The 15666-nt window shown below is 74.6% G+C and carries 15 protein-coding genes and 1 riboswitch; of the genes, 8 read left to right on the top strand and 7 right to left on the bottom strand.

Annotation, left to right across the window (positions count from 1 at the left end):
• Positions 1 to 172: 172 nt before the first annotated feature.
• Positions 173 to 538, bottom strand: a complete 366-nt coding sequence (locus tag BUE30_RS08720; RefSeq protein ID WP_073328705.1) for a VOC family protein — start codon at positions 536 to 538, stop codon at positions 173 to 175.
• 5 nt (positions 539 to 543) lie between these two features.
• Entirely contained in the window at positions 544 to 906 is a 363-nt protein-coding gene (uraH, locus tag BUE30_RS08715; RefSeq protein ID WP_073328700.1) for a hydroxyisourate hydrolase, read from the bottom strand.
• Between the two features lie 287 nt (positions 907 to 1193).
• Between uraH and puuE the strand changes: the two genes are divergently transcribed.
• Positions 1194 to 2612 (top strand): allantoinase PuuE, encoded by a 1419-nt coding sequence (puuE, locus tag BUE30_RS08710; protein ID WP_073328695.1) that lies wholly within the window; start codon positions 1194 to 1196, stop codon positions 2610 to 2612.
• A gap of 553 nt (positions 2613 to 3165) precedes the next feature.
• Here the strand turns inward: puuE and BUE30_RS08705 are convergent.
• The gene (locus tag BUE30_RS08705; RefSeq protein WP_073328690.1) at positions 3166 to 3825 is read right to left on the bottom strand and encodes a YiaD family glycine zipper/OmpA-like lipoprotein; all 660 of its coding nucleotides are present in this window, start codon (positions 3823 to 3825) and stop codon (positions 3166 to 3168) included.
• Positions 3826 to 4033: 208 nt separating this feature from the next.
• Positions 4034 to 4873: a methylated-DNA--[protein]-cysteine S-methyltransferase gene (locus BUE30_RS08700; RefSeq protein ID WP_073328687.1), complete on the bottom strand. Its 840-nt coding sequence runs from the start codon at positions 4871 to 4873 to the stop codon at positions 4034 to 4036.
• A 193-nt stretch (positions 4874 to 5066) separates the two neighbouring features.
• Between BUE30_RS08700 and nth the strand changes: the two genes are divergently transcribed.
• Together nth and BUE30_RS08690 are read left to right on the top strand one after the other, a co-directional pair.
• Positions 5067 to 5750: an endonuclease III gene (nth, locus tag BUE30_RS08695; protein ID WP_073328682.1), complete on the top strand. Its 684-nt coding sequence runs from the start codon at positions 5067 to 5069 to the stop codon at positions 5748 to 5750.
• Between the two features lie 94 nt (positions 5751 to 5844).
• Positions 5845 to 6825, top strand: coding sequence for an adenosine kinase (locus BUE30_RS08690; protein WP_073328677.1), 981 nt, complete (start codon positions 5845 to 5847; stop codon positions 6823 to 6825).
• Between the two features lie 464 nt (positions 6826 to 7289).
• Here the strand turns inward: BUE30_RS08690 and BUE30_RS08685 are convergent, their stop codons facing one another.
• The gene (locus BUE30_RS08685) at positions 7290 to 7982 is read right to left on the bottom strand and encodes a phosphatase PAP2 family protein (protein WP_073328673.1); all 693 of its coding nucleotides are present in this window, start codon (positions 7980 to 7982) and stop codon (positions 7290 to 7292) included.
• An 88-nt stretch (positions 7983 to 8070) separates the two neighbouring features.
• Between BUE30_RS08685 and BUE30_RS08680 the strand changes: the two genes are divergently transcribed.
• Positions 8071 to 8667, top strand: coding sequence for a deaminase (locus BUE30_RS08680; RefSeq protein WP_073328669.1), 597 nt, complete (start codon positions 8071 to 8073; stop codon positions 8665 to 8667).
• 165 nt (positions 8668 to 8832) lie between these two features.
• On the opposite strand, the gene smc is transcribed toward BUE30_RS08680, so the two are convergent.
• Positions 8833 to 12285: a chromosome segregation protein SMC gene (gene smc / locus BUE30_RS08675; RefSeq protein ID WP_073328664.1), complete on the bottom strand. Its 3453-nt coding sequence runs from the start codon at positions 12283 to 12285 to the stop codon at positions 8833 to 8835.
• Positions 12286 to 12464: 179 nt separating this feature from the next.
• Between smc and BUE30_RS08670 the strand changes: the two genes are divergently transcribed.
• The 4 genes from BUE30_RS08670 to BUE30_RS08655 all read left to right on the top strand — a co-directional run bounded on the left by BUE30_RS08670 (position 12465) and on the right by BUE30_RS08655 (position 15456).
• Entirely contained in the window at positions 12465 to 12887 is a 423-nt protein-coding gene (locus BUE30_RS08670) for a YqfO family protein (protein ID WP_073328659.1), read from the top strand.
• 33 nt (positions 12888 to 12920) lie between these two features.
• Positions 12921 to 13146, top strand: a riboswitch (cobalamin riboswitch).
• 35 nt (positions 13147 to 13181) lie between these two features.
• Positions 13182 to 13853: an energy-coupling factor ABC transporter permease gene (locus tag BUE30_RS08665; RefSeq protein ID WP_073328653.1), complete on the top strand. Its 672-nt coding sequence runs from the start codon at positions 13182 to 13184 to the stop codon at positions 13851 to 13853.
• A gap of 74 nt (positions 13854 to 13927) precedes the next feature.
• The gene (cobW, locus tag BUE30_RS08660; protein ID WP_073328649.1) at positions 13928 to 14983 is read left to right on the top strand and encodes a cobalamin biosynthesis protein CobW; all 1056 of its coding nucleotides are present in this window, start codon (positions 13928 to 13930) and stop codon (positions 14981 to 14983) included.
• Entirely contained in the window at positions 14980 to 15456 is a 477-nt protein-coding gene (locus BUE30_RS08655) for a GNAT family N-acetyltransferase (RefSeq protein WP_073328643.1), read from the top strand. Before cobW ends, BUE30_RS08655 begins: the two co-directional genes overlap by 4 nt.
• Here BUE30_RS08655 and BUE30_RS17775 read toward each other — a convergent pair.
• Positions 15438 to 15605, bottom strand: a complete 168-nt coding sequence (locus BUE30_RS17775; protein WP_170865628.1) for a hypothetical protein — start codon at positions 15603 to 15605, stop codon at positions 15438 to 15440. The two genes, BUE30_RS08655 and BUE30_RS17775, sit on opposite strands and share 19 nt — an antisense overlap.
• Positions 15606 to 15666 lie beyond the last annotated feature (61 nt).

Below are 15666 nucleotides of genomic sequence, written 5' to 3'. Positions count from 1 at the left end.
GCGCATCGAGGGCGTCCCCCCTCCCCGGCCGCGGACGGGCGGTCGCCCCCCCGGGCGGGGCCCGGGCGCCCCTCCCTCCCTTGCCTTGCCCGAAATACTCCCAGGGGGGGCGCCGCAGGCGCGGGGGCGGGACGCCCCCTCCTCCCGCGACGCCACGGCCGGCGGTCGGAACTCAGTCCCGGGCCCGCTCCAGAAGCTCGATCCGGTTGCCGAACGGATCCTCGACGAAGACGCGGCGGATCCCCGGCAGGTCCGCATCCGGGCGCACCGCCAGACCCGCCGCCTCCAGCCGGGCCCGGACCTCGTCCAGCGCGCCGACGACGAAGGCCGGATGCGCCTTGCGCGCCGGGGCGAAGGGCGCCTCCACTCCCAGATGCAGCACCGCGTCCCCGCCGCGCAGCCACAGCCCGCCCCGCCCGGCGAGGGCGGCGGGCTTCTCCACCTCCGCCATGCCGAGCAGCCCGACGAAGAAGGCGCGCGCCGCGTCCTCCCCGCCCTCCGGCATGGCGAGCTGCACGTGGTCGAGCCCCAGGATCATCGCCCTCAGCTGCCCCGGTAGGTCGAATAGCCGTAGGGCGAGAGCAGGAGCGGCACGTGGTAATGCGCCGCCTCCGCCATGCCGAAGCGGATCGGCACCTCGTCGAGGAAGAGCGGCCCGGCCCCGACCCCGCCGCCCGCCTGCCCCGAGAGGCGCAGATAGGCCCCGGCATGGAAGATCAGCTCGTAGGTCCCGATCGCGAAGGCGGCCTCGGGCAGGATCGGCCCGTCGGTGCGGCCGTCGGCATCGGTCACCTTGCGGGCGATCTCCGCGCGCTCGCCCCCGAGGCGGTAGAGGACGATCTCCAGCCCCTCGGCGGGACGGCCGCGCGCGGTGTCGAGAACATGGGTGGTCAGCCAGCCGGCCATGGCGCGCTCCTGTCGTGACGTCTCCGTCCCATCTGCGGCGGGATCGCCCCGCATCGCAAGCCCCGGCGCCCGCTTGCCCGGCCGCCCCCCCGGGGGAGCCAGCCCCTCCGATCCCGCCCCCTCGCGCCCCGTCCCGCCCCTCCGGCGTCCGGGACGGGGACGGGGACGGGGGCGAGAGCGGGAGCGGGACGGCGGGCGGGGCGATGGCGTCAGCCGAGCGCCGTCCCGCTGGACCCTCCTCGACCGGCGGCCTACCCTGCCGCGATCCTGCCCGGAGGTTCCTTTCCATGCCCGACCGCTATCCCCGCGACACCTACGGATACGGCCCCGACCGGCCCGATGCCGGCTGGCCCGGCGGCGCGCGGATCGCGGTGCAGATCGTGCTGAACTACGAGGAAGGGGGCGAGAACAGCCTGCTGCACGGGGATGCCGCCTCGGAGGGGTTCCTCTCCGACATTCCCGGCGCCCAGCCCTGGCCGGGACAGCGGCACTGGAACATGGAATCGATCTACGATTACGGCGCCCGGGCCGGGTTCTGGCGGCTGCACCGGCTCTTCACCGGGATGGACATCCCGCTCACGGTCTACGGCGTCGCCACCGCCCTCGCCCGCTCGCCCGCGCAGGTCGCGGCGATGAAGACGGCCGGCTGGGAGATCGCCTCGCACGGGCTGAAATGGGTCGAGCACAAGGACATGCCCGAGGCGGAGGAGCGCGCCGCGATCGCCGAGGCGATCCGGCTCCACACCGAGGTGGTCGGCACGCCGCCGCGCGGCTGGTATACCGGGCGCTGCAGCGCGAACACGGTCCGCCTCGTGGCCGAGAGCGGGGCATTCGACTACGTCTCCGACACCTACGACGACGACCTGCCGCACTGGATGCGCTTCGGCGACCGCGACCAGCTCGTGATCCCCTACACGCTGGAAGCGAACGACATGCGCTTCGCCACCGCGCCCGGCTGGGTCACGGGGCGCGACTTCGAGGAGTATCTCGTCGACGCCTTCGACACGCTCTACGCCGAAGGGGCGGCCGGAAAGGCGGCGATGATGAGCGTCGGCCTCCATTGCCGGCTCGTCGGCCGACCGGGCAAGATCGCGGGGCTGCGCCGCTTCCTCGAGCATGCCCGCGCGCAGGAGGGGGTCTGGTTCCCCCGCCGCATCGAGCTGGCGGAGCACTGGGCGCGGGCCCATCCGCCCGTCCCGCGCGAACGGCCGAGCGCGATGGACAGGGAGACGTTCCTCGCCCGGTTCGGCGGCATCTACGAGCATTCCCCCTGGATCGCGGAGCGGGCCTTCGCGCTCGAGCTCGGACCCGCCCACGACACCGCGCAGGGGCTGGGCCACGCACTGGCACGGATGTTCCGCAGCGCCTCGGCGGAGGAACGGCTCGGCGTCCTGCGGGCCCATCCCGACCTCGCCGGCAAGCTGGCCGCCGCGAGGCGCCTGACGGCGGACAGCTCGTCCGAACAGGCGAGCGCCGGGCTCGACGCGCTGACCGACGACGAGCGCGCGACCTTCGAGCGGCTGAACGCCGCCTACACGGCCCGATTCGGCTTTCCCTTCATCATTGCGGTGCGCGACCACGACAAGGCGGGGATCCTGCACGCCTGCGAGCGGCGGCTGGACCAGGACCGCGAGACCGAATTCGCCGAGGCCTGCCGGCAGGTGGAACGCATCGCCGCCCTGAGGCTGGCGCAGATCCTGCCCTGAGACGGATCCCGCCCAGTCCGCGCCCCGCGCCGGCCCGGCAGCGCGGGGCGGAGGGGACGGACGGTATTTGCGACCCTGCGAAGCGGGGGAGGGCGGCGCGAAGCGACGGCCGGGGCGCCCGGGCCGGGCGGTGGGGGGGACAGGGCGGTCGGCCTTCGGGACCGTGCGAAACCGCGAAACGCGGCGACCGGCGCCCCGCGCCGGCACGGCAACTCGGAGCGGAGGGGGCGGACGGTATTTGCGACCCTGCGAAGGGGGGGAGGGCGGCGCGAAGCGTCGGCCGGGGCGCCCGGGCCGGGCGGTGCGGGGGACAGGGCGGTCGGCCTTCGGGACCGTGCGAAACCGCGAAACGCGGCGACCGGCGCCCCGCGCCGGCGCGGGGCGGAGGGGGCGGACGGTATTTGCGACCCCGCGAAGGGGGGAGGGCGGCGCGAAGCGACGGCCGGGGCGCCCGGGCCGGGCGGTGCGGGCCGGACCATCCTGGCGCAGGAAGGGCCGCCCCGGCGGGACGGCCCTTCTTGGTCCTGTCGAGCGGGGCGGGGGCCCCCCGGGATCAGGCGTTCGGCGTGATGATGATCTCGACGCGGCGGTTCTGCTGGCGCCCCTCGGCCGAGAGGTTGGTCGCGACCGGCTGGTCCTCGCCGCGGCCGATGGCGCGGATCCGGCTCGGCGCGACGCCGGACTGGGTCAGCACCGAGGCCACGGCCTGGGCGCGGCGCTCGGACAGCGACTGGTTGTAGGCGGCGGCACCCGTGTTGTCGGTATGGCCGATCACGTTCACGGTCGTGTTCGGGTAGCGGTTGAGCGACGCGGCGACGGTCCGCAGGTCGTTCGTCAGCGACCCGGTCAGCGTCGCGCTGTCGGTGGCGAAGAGGATGTCCTGCGGCAGCGTCACGACGAGCTGGTTGCCGTTGTTGACGATGTCGACATTGCCGCCGAGCTGCTGGCGCAGTTCCGCTTCCTGGCGGTCGAGCTGGTTGCCGATCGCGCCGCCGATCCCGGCGCCGACGATCGCGCCGCCGAGGCCGCGCTCGATGCGCTCGGCCCGGTCGTCGCCCGAGGCGACGCCGGCAAGCGCGCCGAGGCCGGCGCCGATCAGCGCGCCGCGGTCCTGGTTCTCGGTCGTCTGGCCCGGCAGCGGCGCCTGGCAGGCGGCGAGGCCGAGGGTGGAGACGGCGAGGATGGCGAGGGGGGCCTTGAATGCGAGAGTCATGGGAGCGTCCGTTCCTGGTGCGTGGCGAGTCGGCCCTTTCGTGGCCGTTCTGACGGGCGAGCTAGGACGATACGGGCTGATAGCCAATATCGCGGCCGCGCTAGAGGCTCGCCGGGCGATTTTCCGCGCCCTGCCGGCGGGGGCGCGCGGCCCGGATCCCGGGCCCCTCCCCCTGAGCCCCTCGCCCCTGTCTCCTCTCCTCCCTCGGTCATGCGGCGTCCGCATCCGCCCGCGCGCTCTCCCAGGCCAGGATCGCGCGCTTCACCGGCAGGCCCCAGTGATAGCCGCCGAGCCCGCCGGACTTGCGCAGGGCGCGGTGGCAGGGGATCAGGAAGGAGACGGGGTTGCGCCCGACGGCGGTGCCGACCGCCCGCACCGCGCGCGGATGGCCGATCGCGGCGGCGAGGTCGGAATAGGTGGTCACCTGCCCGGAGGGGATGGTCATCAGCGCCTCCCAGACCTTGATCTGGAACGGCGCGCCGACCAGATGCAGCCGCGCCTCGCCGCGTTGCGCGAAGGCGGCCCGGACCCAGGGCTCCAGCGCCCCGGGATCGTCGGCATAGCGCGCCCCGGGCCAGCGGCCGCGCAGGTCCGCCTCGGCCGCGTCGCGGCCCGTCTGGGCGGTGAAGGCGAGGCCGCAGAGCCCGCGCCCGGTCCCCATCGCCAGCACCTCTCCGAAAGGGCTGGGGAAGATGCCCCGGCGGATCGTCAGACCCGCCCCCCCGGCCGCGAAGTCGCCGGGGCTCATCGCCTCCCACCGCAGGAAGAGGTCGTGCAGCCGCGACACGCCCGACAGTCCCACCGCCCCGGCCGTGTCCAGCGTCGTGCGCCGCTCGCGCAGCAGCGCCTTGGCATGGCCGAGGGTGAGGTATTGCTGCAGCCGCTTGGGCGAGACCCCGGCCCAGGCCGAGAAGACGCGCTGGAAATGCGCGGGAGAGAGGCCGATCTCGGCGGCGAGGTCGGCCAGCGGCAGCGTCTCGCCGCCGCGCGCGTCGATGGCGGCGATCGCGCGGGCCATCACGGCGTAATGGTAGGGGTTCTGGTCCATCGGGCTCTCCGTCGTCCTCGGGGGGAAGACTAGCGCCCCGGCCGCCGCCACGCGATCCGGTCCTTGCGGATTCGCCCCCCGGGCGGCCCCGGGAGGCGGGACGCGGGACGCCGCGGCCCGCGCGGGCGCCACCTCGCGCCCGTCCGGCTTTGCCCTTGCCCTTCGCGGGGCCCTCGGGGCATGTGGACCTGCGATGGCGAGACAGCTTCCCTATTCCACGATCCGCGAGATCTTCGCCCGCTTCCGCGCCGCGGAGCCCGAGCCGAAGGGCGAGCTCGAACACGTCAACGCCTACACGCTGGTCGTGGCCGTGGCGCTGTCGGCGCAGGCGACGGATGCCGGCGTCAACAAGGCGACCCGCGCCCTGTTCGCCGTCGCCGACACGCCGCAGAAGATGCTCGACCTCGGCGAGGAGGGCCTGACCGAGCATATCCGGACCATCGGCCTCTACCGCCAGAAGGCGAAGAACGTCATCCGGCTCAGCCGCATCCTGGTCGAGGAGCATGGCGGCGAGGTGCCGTCCTCGCGCGCGGCGCTGACCGCGCTGCCCGGGGTCGGGCGCAAGACCGCGAACGTGGTACTGAACATGTGGTTCCGCCACCCCGCCCAGGCGGTCGACACCCATATCTTCCGGGTCGGCAACCGCACCGGGATCGCGCCCGGCAAGGATGTCGACGCGGTGGAGCGCGCCATCGAGGACCACGTCCCGGCCGAGTTCCAGCAGCACGCCCATCACTGGCTGATCCTGCACGGCCGCTACATCTGCCTCGCCCGCAGGCCGCGCTGCCCCGATTGCCTGATCGCCGATCTCTGTCCCTTCGAGGACAAGACCCCGCCCGCCCCGCCGCCGCGCAAGGCCCCCCCCCCCCCCCTGTGATCCCGGGGGCGCCCGCCCCCCTTCGCATGCTCCCACCCACTCCCGCCGGAGGCGGCCCGCCCCCTCCGACCGCCCCGCCAGAAGGACCCGCCCCATGCCCTACGACGTGATCGGCATCGGCAATGCCATCGTCGACGTGATCTCCCACGCCTCGGACCTGTTCCTCGACCAGATGGCGATCGAGAAGGGGATCATGCAGCTGATCGACCGCGAGCGGGCCGAGCTGCTCTACGCCGCGATGCGCGACCGGACCGAGACGCCGGGCGGCAGCGTCGGCAACACGATCGCGGGGATCGGCGCGCTCGGCCTGTCGACCGCCTTCATCGGCAAGGTGAAGGACGACGCGCTCGGCCGGTTCTACGCCCGCGCACTGGAAGAGGCCGGCACCGCCTTCCCGAACCCGCCCAAGAAGACCGAGGCGCCGACCTCGCGCTCGATGATCTTCGTCTCCGAGGACGGGGAGCGGAGCATGAACACCTATCTCGGCGCCGGGGCCGACATCTCCTCCGCCGATGTGCCGGAGATCTTCGAGGGCGAGGGGATCCTGTTCCTCGAGGGCTACCTCTTCGACAAGGACGAGGGGAAGACCGCCTTCGCCGAAGCGGCGCGCCGGATGCATGCCGCCGGGGGCCGGGCCTGCATCACCATCTCGGACCCGTTCTGCGCCGAACGGCACCGGTCGGACTTCCAGCGCCTGATCGAGCACGAGATGGACATCGCCATCGGCAACGAGAAGGAATGGATGACGCTCTACGAGACGGACGACCTCGGCGCGGCGCTGGACCGCGCGGCGGCGGTCTGCGGCATCGTGGCCTGCACCCGGTCGGGCGAGAGCGTGCTGGTGCGGCAGGGGGACCGGGCCTTCGAGGCGCCGGTGCAGCGGGTCACGCCGGTCGACGCGACCGGCGCGGGCGACCAGTTCGCGGCCGGCTTCCTCTACGGCGTGGCGCGGGGGCTCGACCTCGGCGTGGCGGCCCGCATGGGGGTGATGTGCGCGGCCGAGGTGATCGGCCATGTCGGCCCGCGCCCGCAGCGCGACATGAAGGCGGCCTTCGTCGAGGCGGGCCTGCTCTAGGGCGCGGCGCGGGAGCGGTTCCGCCGGAGGATCGGATACGCGGTGGGCTGTCCCCGCCCCGGCCTCGATGCCCCCCGGGAGACGACCCGCGCCCCGCCCCCGCAGGGTGGGTCGCACGCACCCCAGCGCCGGCCGGGCGACCGACGCCGCATCACCCCCGCGCTGTACTGCCCCCGCGCCGGACGACGCCCCTCGCCGCCCCCGCAGGGTGGGTCGCACGCACCCCAGCGCCGGCCGGACGACCGACGCCGCATCACCCCCGCGCTGTACTGCCCCCGCGCCGGACGACGCCCCTCGCCGTGTCCGCAGGGTGGGTCGCGCCCACCCCGGCGCAAGCCGGGCGACCGCAGCCGCATCACCCCCGCGCTATCCTGCCCTTGCCCCGTAAGGCGACCCTCGCCCTGCCCCCGCAGGGTGGGTCGCACCCACCCCAGCGCCGGCCCCACCGGCCGTCCGCCCCCCGCTCAGTCGCCGCCTTCGGCGCCGCGCAGGCGGCCCCGCCGCGCCAGGAGACGGGCGCCCTGCGCCCAGAGCAGCGCCCAGACCGCGCCCAGCGCCCAGCCGGCGAGGACGTCGGTCGGCCAGTGCACGCCGAGATAGACCCGGCTGATCCCGACCGCGAGCGCGATGCAGACCGCGATCGTCAGGACGAAACCGCGCTCGCGCCGCCGCTCCACCCGGCGCGCGACGAGCAGGCCCAGCGTCAGCCAGACCACCGTCGCCATCAGCGTGTGCCCCGAGGGGAAGGACGCGGAGGAGACGAGCGTGCCATGCGGCACGAGATCGGGGCGCGGCCGGTCGTAGAGCGTCTTGAACAGCGGCGAGAGCAGCATGCCGAGCCCCGTCGCCGCCACGAGGTAGAGCGCCGTGCCCGCGTCCCGTCGCAGCCAGAGCCAGATCGCCCCGCCGATCACCACCAGCGTCAGCAGCGCCACCCCTCCGAGGCCGGTGACGTCGCGCATCGCGATCTCGACCCAGTGCGGGCCGACCGGGTCGGAGAGGTCGTCCTGCGCCCGCAGCGCCAGCATCACGGCGCTGTCGAAGCCGGTCCAGTCGCCCTCGCCGACCGCGTCGCCGAGTTCGAGAAACGCCCAGAGCCCCCCGGCGGCGAGGGCGAGGACGAGGATGGTGGCGAGATCGGGGGCGAAGCGGCGCATGCCGCCCCTACCCCCGCCCCGCCCCTGCGGTTCCGCCTTCCGGGCGCCGCCGGGCGGGGCTAGCCTCCCCCGCGACAGGAGACCCGCCATGACCGACGCCGCCACCGACCCCCGCCTCGCCGCGCGCACCCTCGCCGCCATCGAGGAGGACGTGCTGCCGCTCACCCGCGCGGGCGTCGCGCGCGGCAACAAGATCTTCGGCGCGGCGCTGCTGGAGAAGGACGGCCTCGCCACCGCCTTCGCCGAGACGAACAACGAGACGGAGAACCCGCTGTGGCACGGCGAGGTCCACCTGATAAAGAAGCTGCACGAGCATCCGGTGCTCGGGCGGCGCGACCCGAAGGATTTCGTCTTCGTCTCCACGCACGAACCCTGCCCGATGTGTCTGGCCGCGATCACCTGGGCGGGGTTCGACCGGATCGTCTACCTCTTCACCTACGAGGACAGCCGCGACGCCTTTGCCATTCCGCACGACCTGCGCATCATGGCGGAGGTGTTCGGCGTGGCGGATGGGGGCTACCGGCGCGACAACGACTTCTTCGCGGCGCGGTCGGTGGACGACCTGATCGGCGGGCCGGAGGCCGGGGCGCTGCGGGCCCGCAAGGCCCGCATCGCCGCCGAATACGACGCGCTGTCGGCGGCCTACCAGTCCGGCAAGGCGGGCAGCGCGATCCCGCTGAACTGAGGCGCCGAGCCCGGCGCGCGGGACGGGACTCGAAGGCGTTGCCAGCAGCCCGATCCCGGCGCACGGAGCGGGAAGACGGACACGGACGCGTCGCGGGCGGCCCGATCCCGGCGCGGACCCGTCCGCCCCGCTCCGCCGTCCCTTCCCCTGACCGCCCCTGCCCGGTCAGGCGACCAGCGCCTCGGCCTTGCGCAGGTCGACCGAGACCAGCTGGCTGACCCCCTGCTCGCCCATCGTCACGCCGAAGAGCCGGTCCATCCGGCTCATGGTCACCGCGTGGTGGGTGATGATGAGAAAGCGGGTGCGGGTCCGGCGCGTCATCTCGTCGAGGAGGTCGCAGAACCGCGTGACGTTGGCGTCGTCGAGCGGGGCGTCCACCTCGTCGAGCACGCAGATCGGGGCGGGATTGGCCAGGAACACGGCGAAGATCAGCGCCAGCGCCGTCAGCGTCTGCTCTCCGCCCGACAGGAGCGACAGGGTCGAGAGCTTCTTGCCGGGCGGCTGGCAGAGGATCTCGAGCCCCGCCTCGAGCGGGTCGTCGCTCTCGACCAGCGTCAGCTTGGCCTCGCCGCCCCCGAAGAGATGGGTGAAGAGGGTCGAGAAATTGCCGTTCACCTCGTCGAAGGCGGTCAGCAGCCGCTCGCGCCCCTCCTTGTTGAGCGAAGCGATGCCGGAGCGAAGCGTCGCGATGGCGGCCTCGAGATCGGCCTTCTCGGTGACCAGCGTGTCGTGCTCGGCCTGCACCTCGCGCGCATCCTCCTCGGCGCGCAGGTTCACCGCGCCCAGCCCGTCGCGCTGGCGGCGCAGCGCCGCGACCTCGCCCTCGATCGCGTCGGCGGGAGGCAGGCCCTCCGTCCCGCCCAGCGTATCGGCGAGGGCGGCGGGCGTGGTCTCCAGCGCCTCGGCGATCCGGGCCTCGGCGGCGGCGACGGTCTCGCGCGCGGCCTCGGCGCGGGCCTCGGCCCCGGCGCGGGCCTCCCGGCTGTCGGAGGCGGCGCGTTCGGCGTCGCGCTCGTGCAGGGCGGCGCCCCGCAGGGCGGCCTCGGCGGCTTCCAGCGCCTCGGCCGCGCCGGCGCGCCGGGACTCGGCTTCTGCGATGGCCTTCGCCGTCTCGGCCTGGCGGGCGGCGATCTCGTCGGGGCGCCGGCGGGCCTCGGCCAGCTGGCTCTCGGTCTGGTCGCGGCGCTGCGACAGCTCGTCCGCGCGCTTCGAGGCGGTGTCGAGGCGGCCGGTCCAGGTGGCCAGCTCGCGCGCCACCTCGGCGGCGCGGCGGGCGCGCGCCTCGCCCTCGCGGCGGGTCTCGTCCAGCGCCGAGCGGCGGGACATCATCGTGATGCGCGCGGCCTCGACCGTCGTCTTGAGATCCGCCGCGACGCCGCGGGCGGCTTCCAGGTCGCCCAGCTTTTCCGCCCCGGCCTCGGCGGCGGCGAGGGCGCGGGCGGCTTCCGCCGCCTCCTCCTCGTGGCGCGTGACGGCGAGGGCGGCGCTCTCGCGCCGGCCGGCGGCGAGATCGCGGTCGGCCTCGGCCCGGGCGAGGCGGCGGTTCGCCTCGGCCACCAGCCGGTCGGCGTCGCGACGGGCGGCGCGGGCCTGCGCGTCGGCCTCCGTCAGGGCGGACAGGCGCCCGGCCAGCGCCTCGTGCGCGGCGCGGGCCGCGTCGGCCGCCGCCTCGGCCGCGTCGAGGTCGCGGCGCATCGCGGTCAGCCGGTTGACCTGGCGCAGTCGCAGCGCCGCGGCCGAGGGGGCATCCGCCGCCCCGGCGCGGAACCCGTCCCAGCGCCACAGATCCCCCTCGGCGCTGACGAGGCGCTGCCCGGGGCGGAGCGCGGCCTGCAGGCGGGGCCCCTCCGCCGCCGCGACGAGGCCGACCTGCGCGATCCGGCGGGCGAGCACGTCCGGCACCTGCACCACCTCGGCCAGCGGCCGCGCGCCGGCCGGCAGGGGCTGCGCCGCGTCGTAGGGCGGCAGCGCCGCCCAGCCGGTCGCGGCGCCCGGCCCGGCGAGCGGGGCCCGCAGGTCGTCGGCCAGCGCGGCGCCGAGCGCGGTCTCGTAGCCGCTCTCGACGCTCAGCAGATCCATGACCGAGCCGCCCTCGACCCGGTCGCGGTCGACGAGCCGCGCCAGCGCCGCCACCTCGGCCCTGAGCGCCGTCGCCTCGCCCTCCGCCTCCGAGCGGGCGGCGCGGGCCTCGGCCTCCTCGCCCTGCGTCTCGGCGCGGGCGGCCTCGGCCGCGGCGAGCGTGGAATCGGCATTGCGGGCGGTGGCGGCGGCCTGCGCCTCCGCCGCCTCGGCGGCGGCGAGGTCGGTGCCGGCGCTGCCGACCTTCGCGGTCGCCTCGGCGAGGGCGGCGCGGGCCCGCTCGGCCTCGCGCCCGGCCTTGTCCAGCGTGCGGCGGCCGTCCTCGACCTGCCGCCGCGCCGATTGGTGGCGCGCGGCGAGGCGGGCCACCTCCTCGGTCTGGGCGGACAGGTCCGATTCGCGCGCCGCCAGCACCTCGGCCGCCTCGCGCGCGCCCTCCTCGGCGGCGGCGAGGGCCTGCGGGTGGCCCTGCCCCGCCGCCTCGAGTGCGGACGCCTCCGCGCGCAGCCGGGCGATGGTCTCGCCGGCATCGGCGTTGAGGGCGGTCTCGCGCTCCATGTCCTTGTCGATCTGGGCGAGCCGGCCGGTCAGGGCCGAGATCGCGCCGCGGGCGCGGCCCGCCTCGGCCTCGGCCGTGTCGCGCTGGACCTGCAGGCGCTGCAGGATCGCGGCGGCCACACCATCCTCCTCGCGCAGGGGCGGCAGCGCGGCCTCGGCCCCCTCGCGCGCCTCGGTGGCGGCCGCCGCGTCCCGCTCGGCCGCGACGGAGGCGGCGGCGCGCTCGCGCAGGGCGGCGAAAGCGGAGACGCGCGCGGCCTCGGCATCGGACCAGCGCCGGTAGAGCAGCAGCCCCTCGGCCCGGCGCAGCCGCTCGCCGATCTCGCGGTAGCGCGCGGCGGTCCGCGCCTGCCGGGCGAGCGAGGCGAGCTGCGCGGCCAGCTGCTCGATCACGTCGTCGACCCGGGCGAGATTCGCTTCCGCCCCCTTGAGCTTCAGTTCGGCCTCGTGGCGGCGGGCATAGAGGCCCGAGATCCCGGCCGCCTCCTCGAGGATGCGGCGCCGGTTCTGGGGGCGGGCATTGATCAGCTCGCTGATCTGCCCCTGCCGCACCAGCGCGGGGGAATGCGATCCGGTGGAGGCGTCGGCGAAGAGCATCTGCACGTCGCGGGCGCGCACGTCCTTCGTCCCGACCTTGTAGGCGCTGCCCGCGTCGCGCGTGATGCGCCGGACGATGTCGAGTTCGTCCGCATCGTTGAAGGCGGCGGGGGCGAGCCGCTCGGAATTGTCGATATGGAGCGAGACCTCGGCGTAGTTCCGCGCCGGGCGGGTGGCCGCGCCGGCGAAGATCACGTCCTCCATCCCGCCGCCGCGCATCGCGGTCGGGCGGTTCTCGCCCATGACCCAGCGCAGCGCCTCCAGCAGGTTGGACTTGCCGCAGCCGTTCGGCCCGACGATTCCGGTCAGCCCGTCATGGATGACGAGGTCCGTGGGGTCGACGAAGCTCTTGAAGCCGTTGAGGCGAAGGCGCGTGAAGCGCATGGGGCGGGTCCGGGGGCTGCTCTTCTTGTTGCGGGCAAGGGTGCCGGGCGGGGGGCCGTCCGTCAACGGGGTCGCCCCAGATGCGGCGGGATCGGCGGCGCTTCTCCACAAGATATCGCTTTTCCGCGGGCGCGGCGCATGGTCCCGTGCCCCCTCCCGCCCTGCCGGAAGGACTGCCGATGACCGTCCCCGCCCCCGCCGACCGCTACGCCATCGAATCGGGCACGATCCTGGTGGTGGAGGTGCCCGCCTCGACCGCGACACGCGTCCGCCGCGCGATCGAGGACGCCGCCGGCCTCGGCTACGGCGACTACGACCGCGTCTCCTTCACCTCGGCCGAGGGGATCCAGCGCTTCCGCACCCTGCCGACCGCCCGCAACCCGGCGACGGAGGACGTGGTCGAGGCGCGGGTCCTGTCGCTGCGGGTCTTCCTGCCCGACGCGGCGCTGGAGCCGGCTTTGCGCGCGATCTACGCCACGCATCCCTACGAGGAGCCGGTGATCCTGCTGTCCCCCGGCCACCGCGCCCTGCACCGGCGCGGCCTGGACGAGGACAACCCGAACCGCCTGTGGAACGGACCCGCCCCGGACTGGATCGACTGAAAAGCTGCGCTTGACCCGGCCCGGTCCGCCGGACCATCAAGGGCGCGTGAAGGTTCCCCGTCCGGGCAGCGAAGCGCCCGGGGATGAAACGGGAATGCGGTGCGGGCCGATCCCAGGCGGAGGCCCAATTCCGCAGCCGCCCCCGCGACTGTAAGCGGCGAGCGGCCTGCCAGAGGCCACTGGGGGCGACGCCCCCGGGAAGGCGGCAGGTCGCTGCGACCCGCGAGCCAGGAGACCGGCCTGTCACGCGATGAAAAACCAACCCGTCGGTGGGACGGGAGAGGAGACAGACCAATGCATATCGAACACGGCATCGTCGCCGGGGCCAAGCTGCTGCTCGGCGCCGCGACCGCGACCGGATCGGCCCTCGTGGCCGGCAAGCTGGCGCTGGACGCGCTGCGCGAGACGGGCGCCGCCTCGCTGGCCGCGCGCTCGGCAATGGCCACCGCCGCCACCTTCACCTTCTTCCAGGTGCTGCCGCATTACCCGGTCGGCGTGAGCGAGGTGCATTTCATCCTCGGCTCCACCCTGTTCCTGATCCTGGGCGCGGCCCCCGCCGCGATCGGGCTGGCGATGGGCCTGCTGCTGCAGGGCCTGTTCTTCGCGCCGTTCGACCTGCCGCAATACGGGATGAACGTGACCACGCTGCTGGTGCCGCTCTTCGCCGTCGCCGCGCTGGCGCGGCGCGTGATCGCCCCCGGCACCGCCTATGTCGACCTGACCTACGGCCAGACCCTCGCCCTCTCGACCGCGTTCCAGGGCGGCGTCGTCGCCTGGGTCGCGTTCTGGGCGGTCTGGGGCCAGGGCTTCGCCGGCTTCTCCTCGGTCGCGACCTTCGGCGCGGCCTACATGACGGTGATCCTGATCGAGCCGCTGGTGGACCTCGCCGTGCTCGGCGCGGCGAAGGGGATGCGCGGCCTGCGCGGCTCCGCCCTCGTCACGCCGCGGCTGTTCCGGGCCGCCTGATCCCCGCCCGACCTGCCCGACAGGCGGCCCCCGACCCGGGGGCCGCCCTTTCGCCGTTTGCCCCGGAGGCCCCCATGCCCGCGAAGATCCCCGCCACCATCGTCACCGGCTTTCTCGGCGCCGGAAAGACCACGCTGATCCGCCACATGCTGGAGAACGCGCAGGGCCGCCGCATCGCGCTCATCGTCAACGAGTTCGGCGATCTCGGCGTGGACGGCGAGATCCTGCGCGGCTGCGGCGTCGAATCCTGCCGCGACGAGGACATCGTCGAGCTGTCGAACGGCTGCATCTGCTGCACCGTGGCCGAGGATTTCGTCCCCACGCTCGAGGCGCTGCTCGAGCGCGAGGACCGGCCCGACCACATCGTGATCGAGACCTCCGGCCTCGCCCTGCCGCAGCCGCTGGTCCGCGCGTTCAACTGGCCGGCCATCGCGGGCCGCGTCACGGTGGACGGGGTGGTGACGGTCGTCGACGGCAAGGCGGTGGAGGAAGGGCGCTTCGCCCATGACGTCGCCGCGGTGGACCGCCAGCGCGCCGCGGACGAGAACATCGACCACGAGACGCCGCTGAGCGAGCTCTTCGAGGACCAGATCGCCTGCGCCGACATGATCGTCGTGAACAAGGCCGACCTCCTCGGCGCCGAAGGGGCCGAGGCGCTGTCCGCGCGGCTCCGCGGCGAGGCGCGGCCCGGCGTGCAGGTGATTCGCGCGACGAAGGGCGCGCTGCCGGTCGAGGTGCTGCTGGGCCAGGGCCGCGCCGCCGAGGGCGATGCCGAGGCCCGGGCCGAGATCCACCACCATCACCACGACGACGACGAGGACCACGAGCACGAGCACGAGCACGGCCACGACGATTTCGAGACCTTCGTCGTCGAGCGGGGCGAGGTGACCGACCCCGCCGCCTTCGCGCAGGTGGTGGCCGACACGATCCGCGCCCACGACATCCTGCGGCTGAAGGGCTTCGCCGCCGTGCAGGGCAAGCCGATGCGCCTGACGCTGCAGGCCGTCGGCCCGCGCGTCGACACCCATTACGACCGCCCCTTCGGGGCCGATCCCCGCGCCACCCGGCTGGTCGTGATCGGCGAGGCCGGCCTCGACCGGGAGGCGATCGCGGCGGCCCTCTCGGCATGATCCGGATCCTCCGCGTCTCGCCCTTCGACCCCGGCCCCCGCGCCCTGCTCGAGGCGTCGCATGCCCTGATGCGCCGCCTCTACACGCCCGAGCAGAACAACTTCCTCGGGCTGGAGGAGCTGGCCGCGCCCCATGTCCGGCTCTTCGCCGCGATGGAGGGAGAGAGCGCGCTCGGCACCGCCGCGCTGGCGATCCACGAGGGCTACGGCGAGGTGAAGTCCCTCTTCACCGCCGAGGCGGCGCGGGGCCGCGGCGTGGGCCGGGCCCTGCTCGCCCGGCTCGAGGACGTCGCGGCGGAGGAGGGCCTGCCGCTCCTGCGGCTGGAGACGGGGCACGAGCTGGCGGAGGCGATGCGCCTCTACGCCCGCACGGGCTACGTGCAGCGCGGCCCGTTCGGCCCCTATGCCGAGAACGGCAGCTCGGTCTTCATGGAGAAGGCGCTGGCCCCGGACGGTCAGTCGGCGCTGTCGTGACCCGTCGCGCGCTCCTTGGGATCCTTCGGCTTCGGATCGTGGTCCTTGCCGTCGATATCCTCCGCGCCGCGCACCGGCTTGCCCTTCTCCTCGTCGATGGAGAAGTCGTCCTCGGGCTTGGCCGGGCGGTCGAGATCATTCCTGTTCATGCCGCCCGAACGCCCGGCGTCGCCGCTCCGTTCCCGCCCCGCGTCATGCCGCCGCGCCCGA

The organism is Wenxinia saemankumensis, assembly GCF_900141735.1.
Classification (GTDB): domain Bacteria; phylum Pseudomonadota; class Alphaproteobacteria; order Rhodobacterales; family Rhodobacteraceae; genus Wenxinia; species Wenxinia saemankumensis.
Note: the sequence above shows the minus strand (reverse complement) of the source record. Positions and strands in the feature narration are given on the sequence as shown.

Excerpts from the sequence above, each read along its gene's own strand:
- BUE30_RS08700 (WP_073328687.1), bottom strand. The coding sequence starts at position 4,873 with ATGGACCAGAACCCCTACCATTACGCCGTGATGGCCCGCGCGATCGCC.
- smc (WP_073328664.1), bottom strand. The coding sequence starts at position 12,285 with ATGCGCTTCACGCGCCTTCGCCTCAACGGCTTCAAGAGCTTCGTCGAC.
- BUE30_RS08665 (WP_073328653.1), top strand. The coding sequence starts at position 13,182 with ATGCATATCGAACACGGCATCGTCGCCGGGGCCAAGCTGCTGCTCGGC.
- cobW (WP_073328649.1), top strand. The coding sequence starts at position 13,928 with ATGCCCGCGAAGATCCCCGCCACCATCGTCACCGGCTTTCTCGGCGCC.
- puuE (WP_073328695.1), top strand. The coding sequence starts at position 1,194 with ATGCCCGACCGCTATCCCCGCGACACCTACGGATACGGCCCCGACCGG.
- BUE30_RS08685 (WP_073328673.1), bottom strand. The coding sequence starts at position 7,982 with ATGCGCCGCTTCGCCCCCGATCTCGCCACCATCCTCGTCCTCGCCCTC.
- BUE30_RS08705 (WP_073328690.1), bottom strand. The coding sequence starts at position 3,825 with ATGACTCTCGCATTCAAGGCCCCCCTCGCCATCCTCGCCGTCTCCACC.
- BUE30_RS17775 (WP_170865628.1), bottom strand. The coding sequence starts at position 15,605 with ATGAACAGGAATGATCTCGACCGCCCGGCCAAGCCCGAGGACGACTTC.
- uraH (WP_073328700.1), bottom strand. The coding sequence starts at position 906 with ATGGCCGGCTGGCTGACCACCCATGTTCTCGACACCGCGCGCGGCCGT.
- BUE30_RS08680 (WP_073328669.1), top strand. The coding sequence starts at position 8,071 with ATGACCGACGCCGCCACCGACCCCCGCCTCGCCGCGCGCACCCTCGCC.
- BUE30_RS08690 (WP_073328677.1), top strand. The coding sequence starts at position 5,845 with ATGCCCTACGACGTGATCGGCATCGGCAATGCCATCGTCGACGTGATC.
- BUE30_RS08655 (WP_073328643.1), top strand. The coding sequence starts at position 14,980 with ATGATCCGGATCCTCCGCGTCTCGCCCTTCGACCCCGGCCCCCGCGCC.
- BUE30_RS08720 (WP_073328705.1), bottom strand. The coding sequence starts at position 538 with ATGATCCTGGGGCTCGACCACGTGCAGCTCGCCATGCCGGAGGGCGGG.
- BUE30_RS08670 (WP_073328659.1), top strand. The coding sequence starts at position 12,465 with ATGACCGTCCCCGCCCCCGCCGACCGCTACGCCATCGAATCGGGCACG.
- nth (WP_073328682.1), top strand. The coding sequence starts at position 5,067 with ATGGCGAGACAGCTTCCCTATTCCACGATCCGCGAGATCTTCGCCCGC.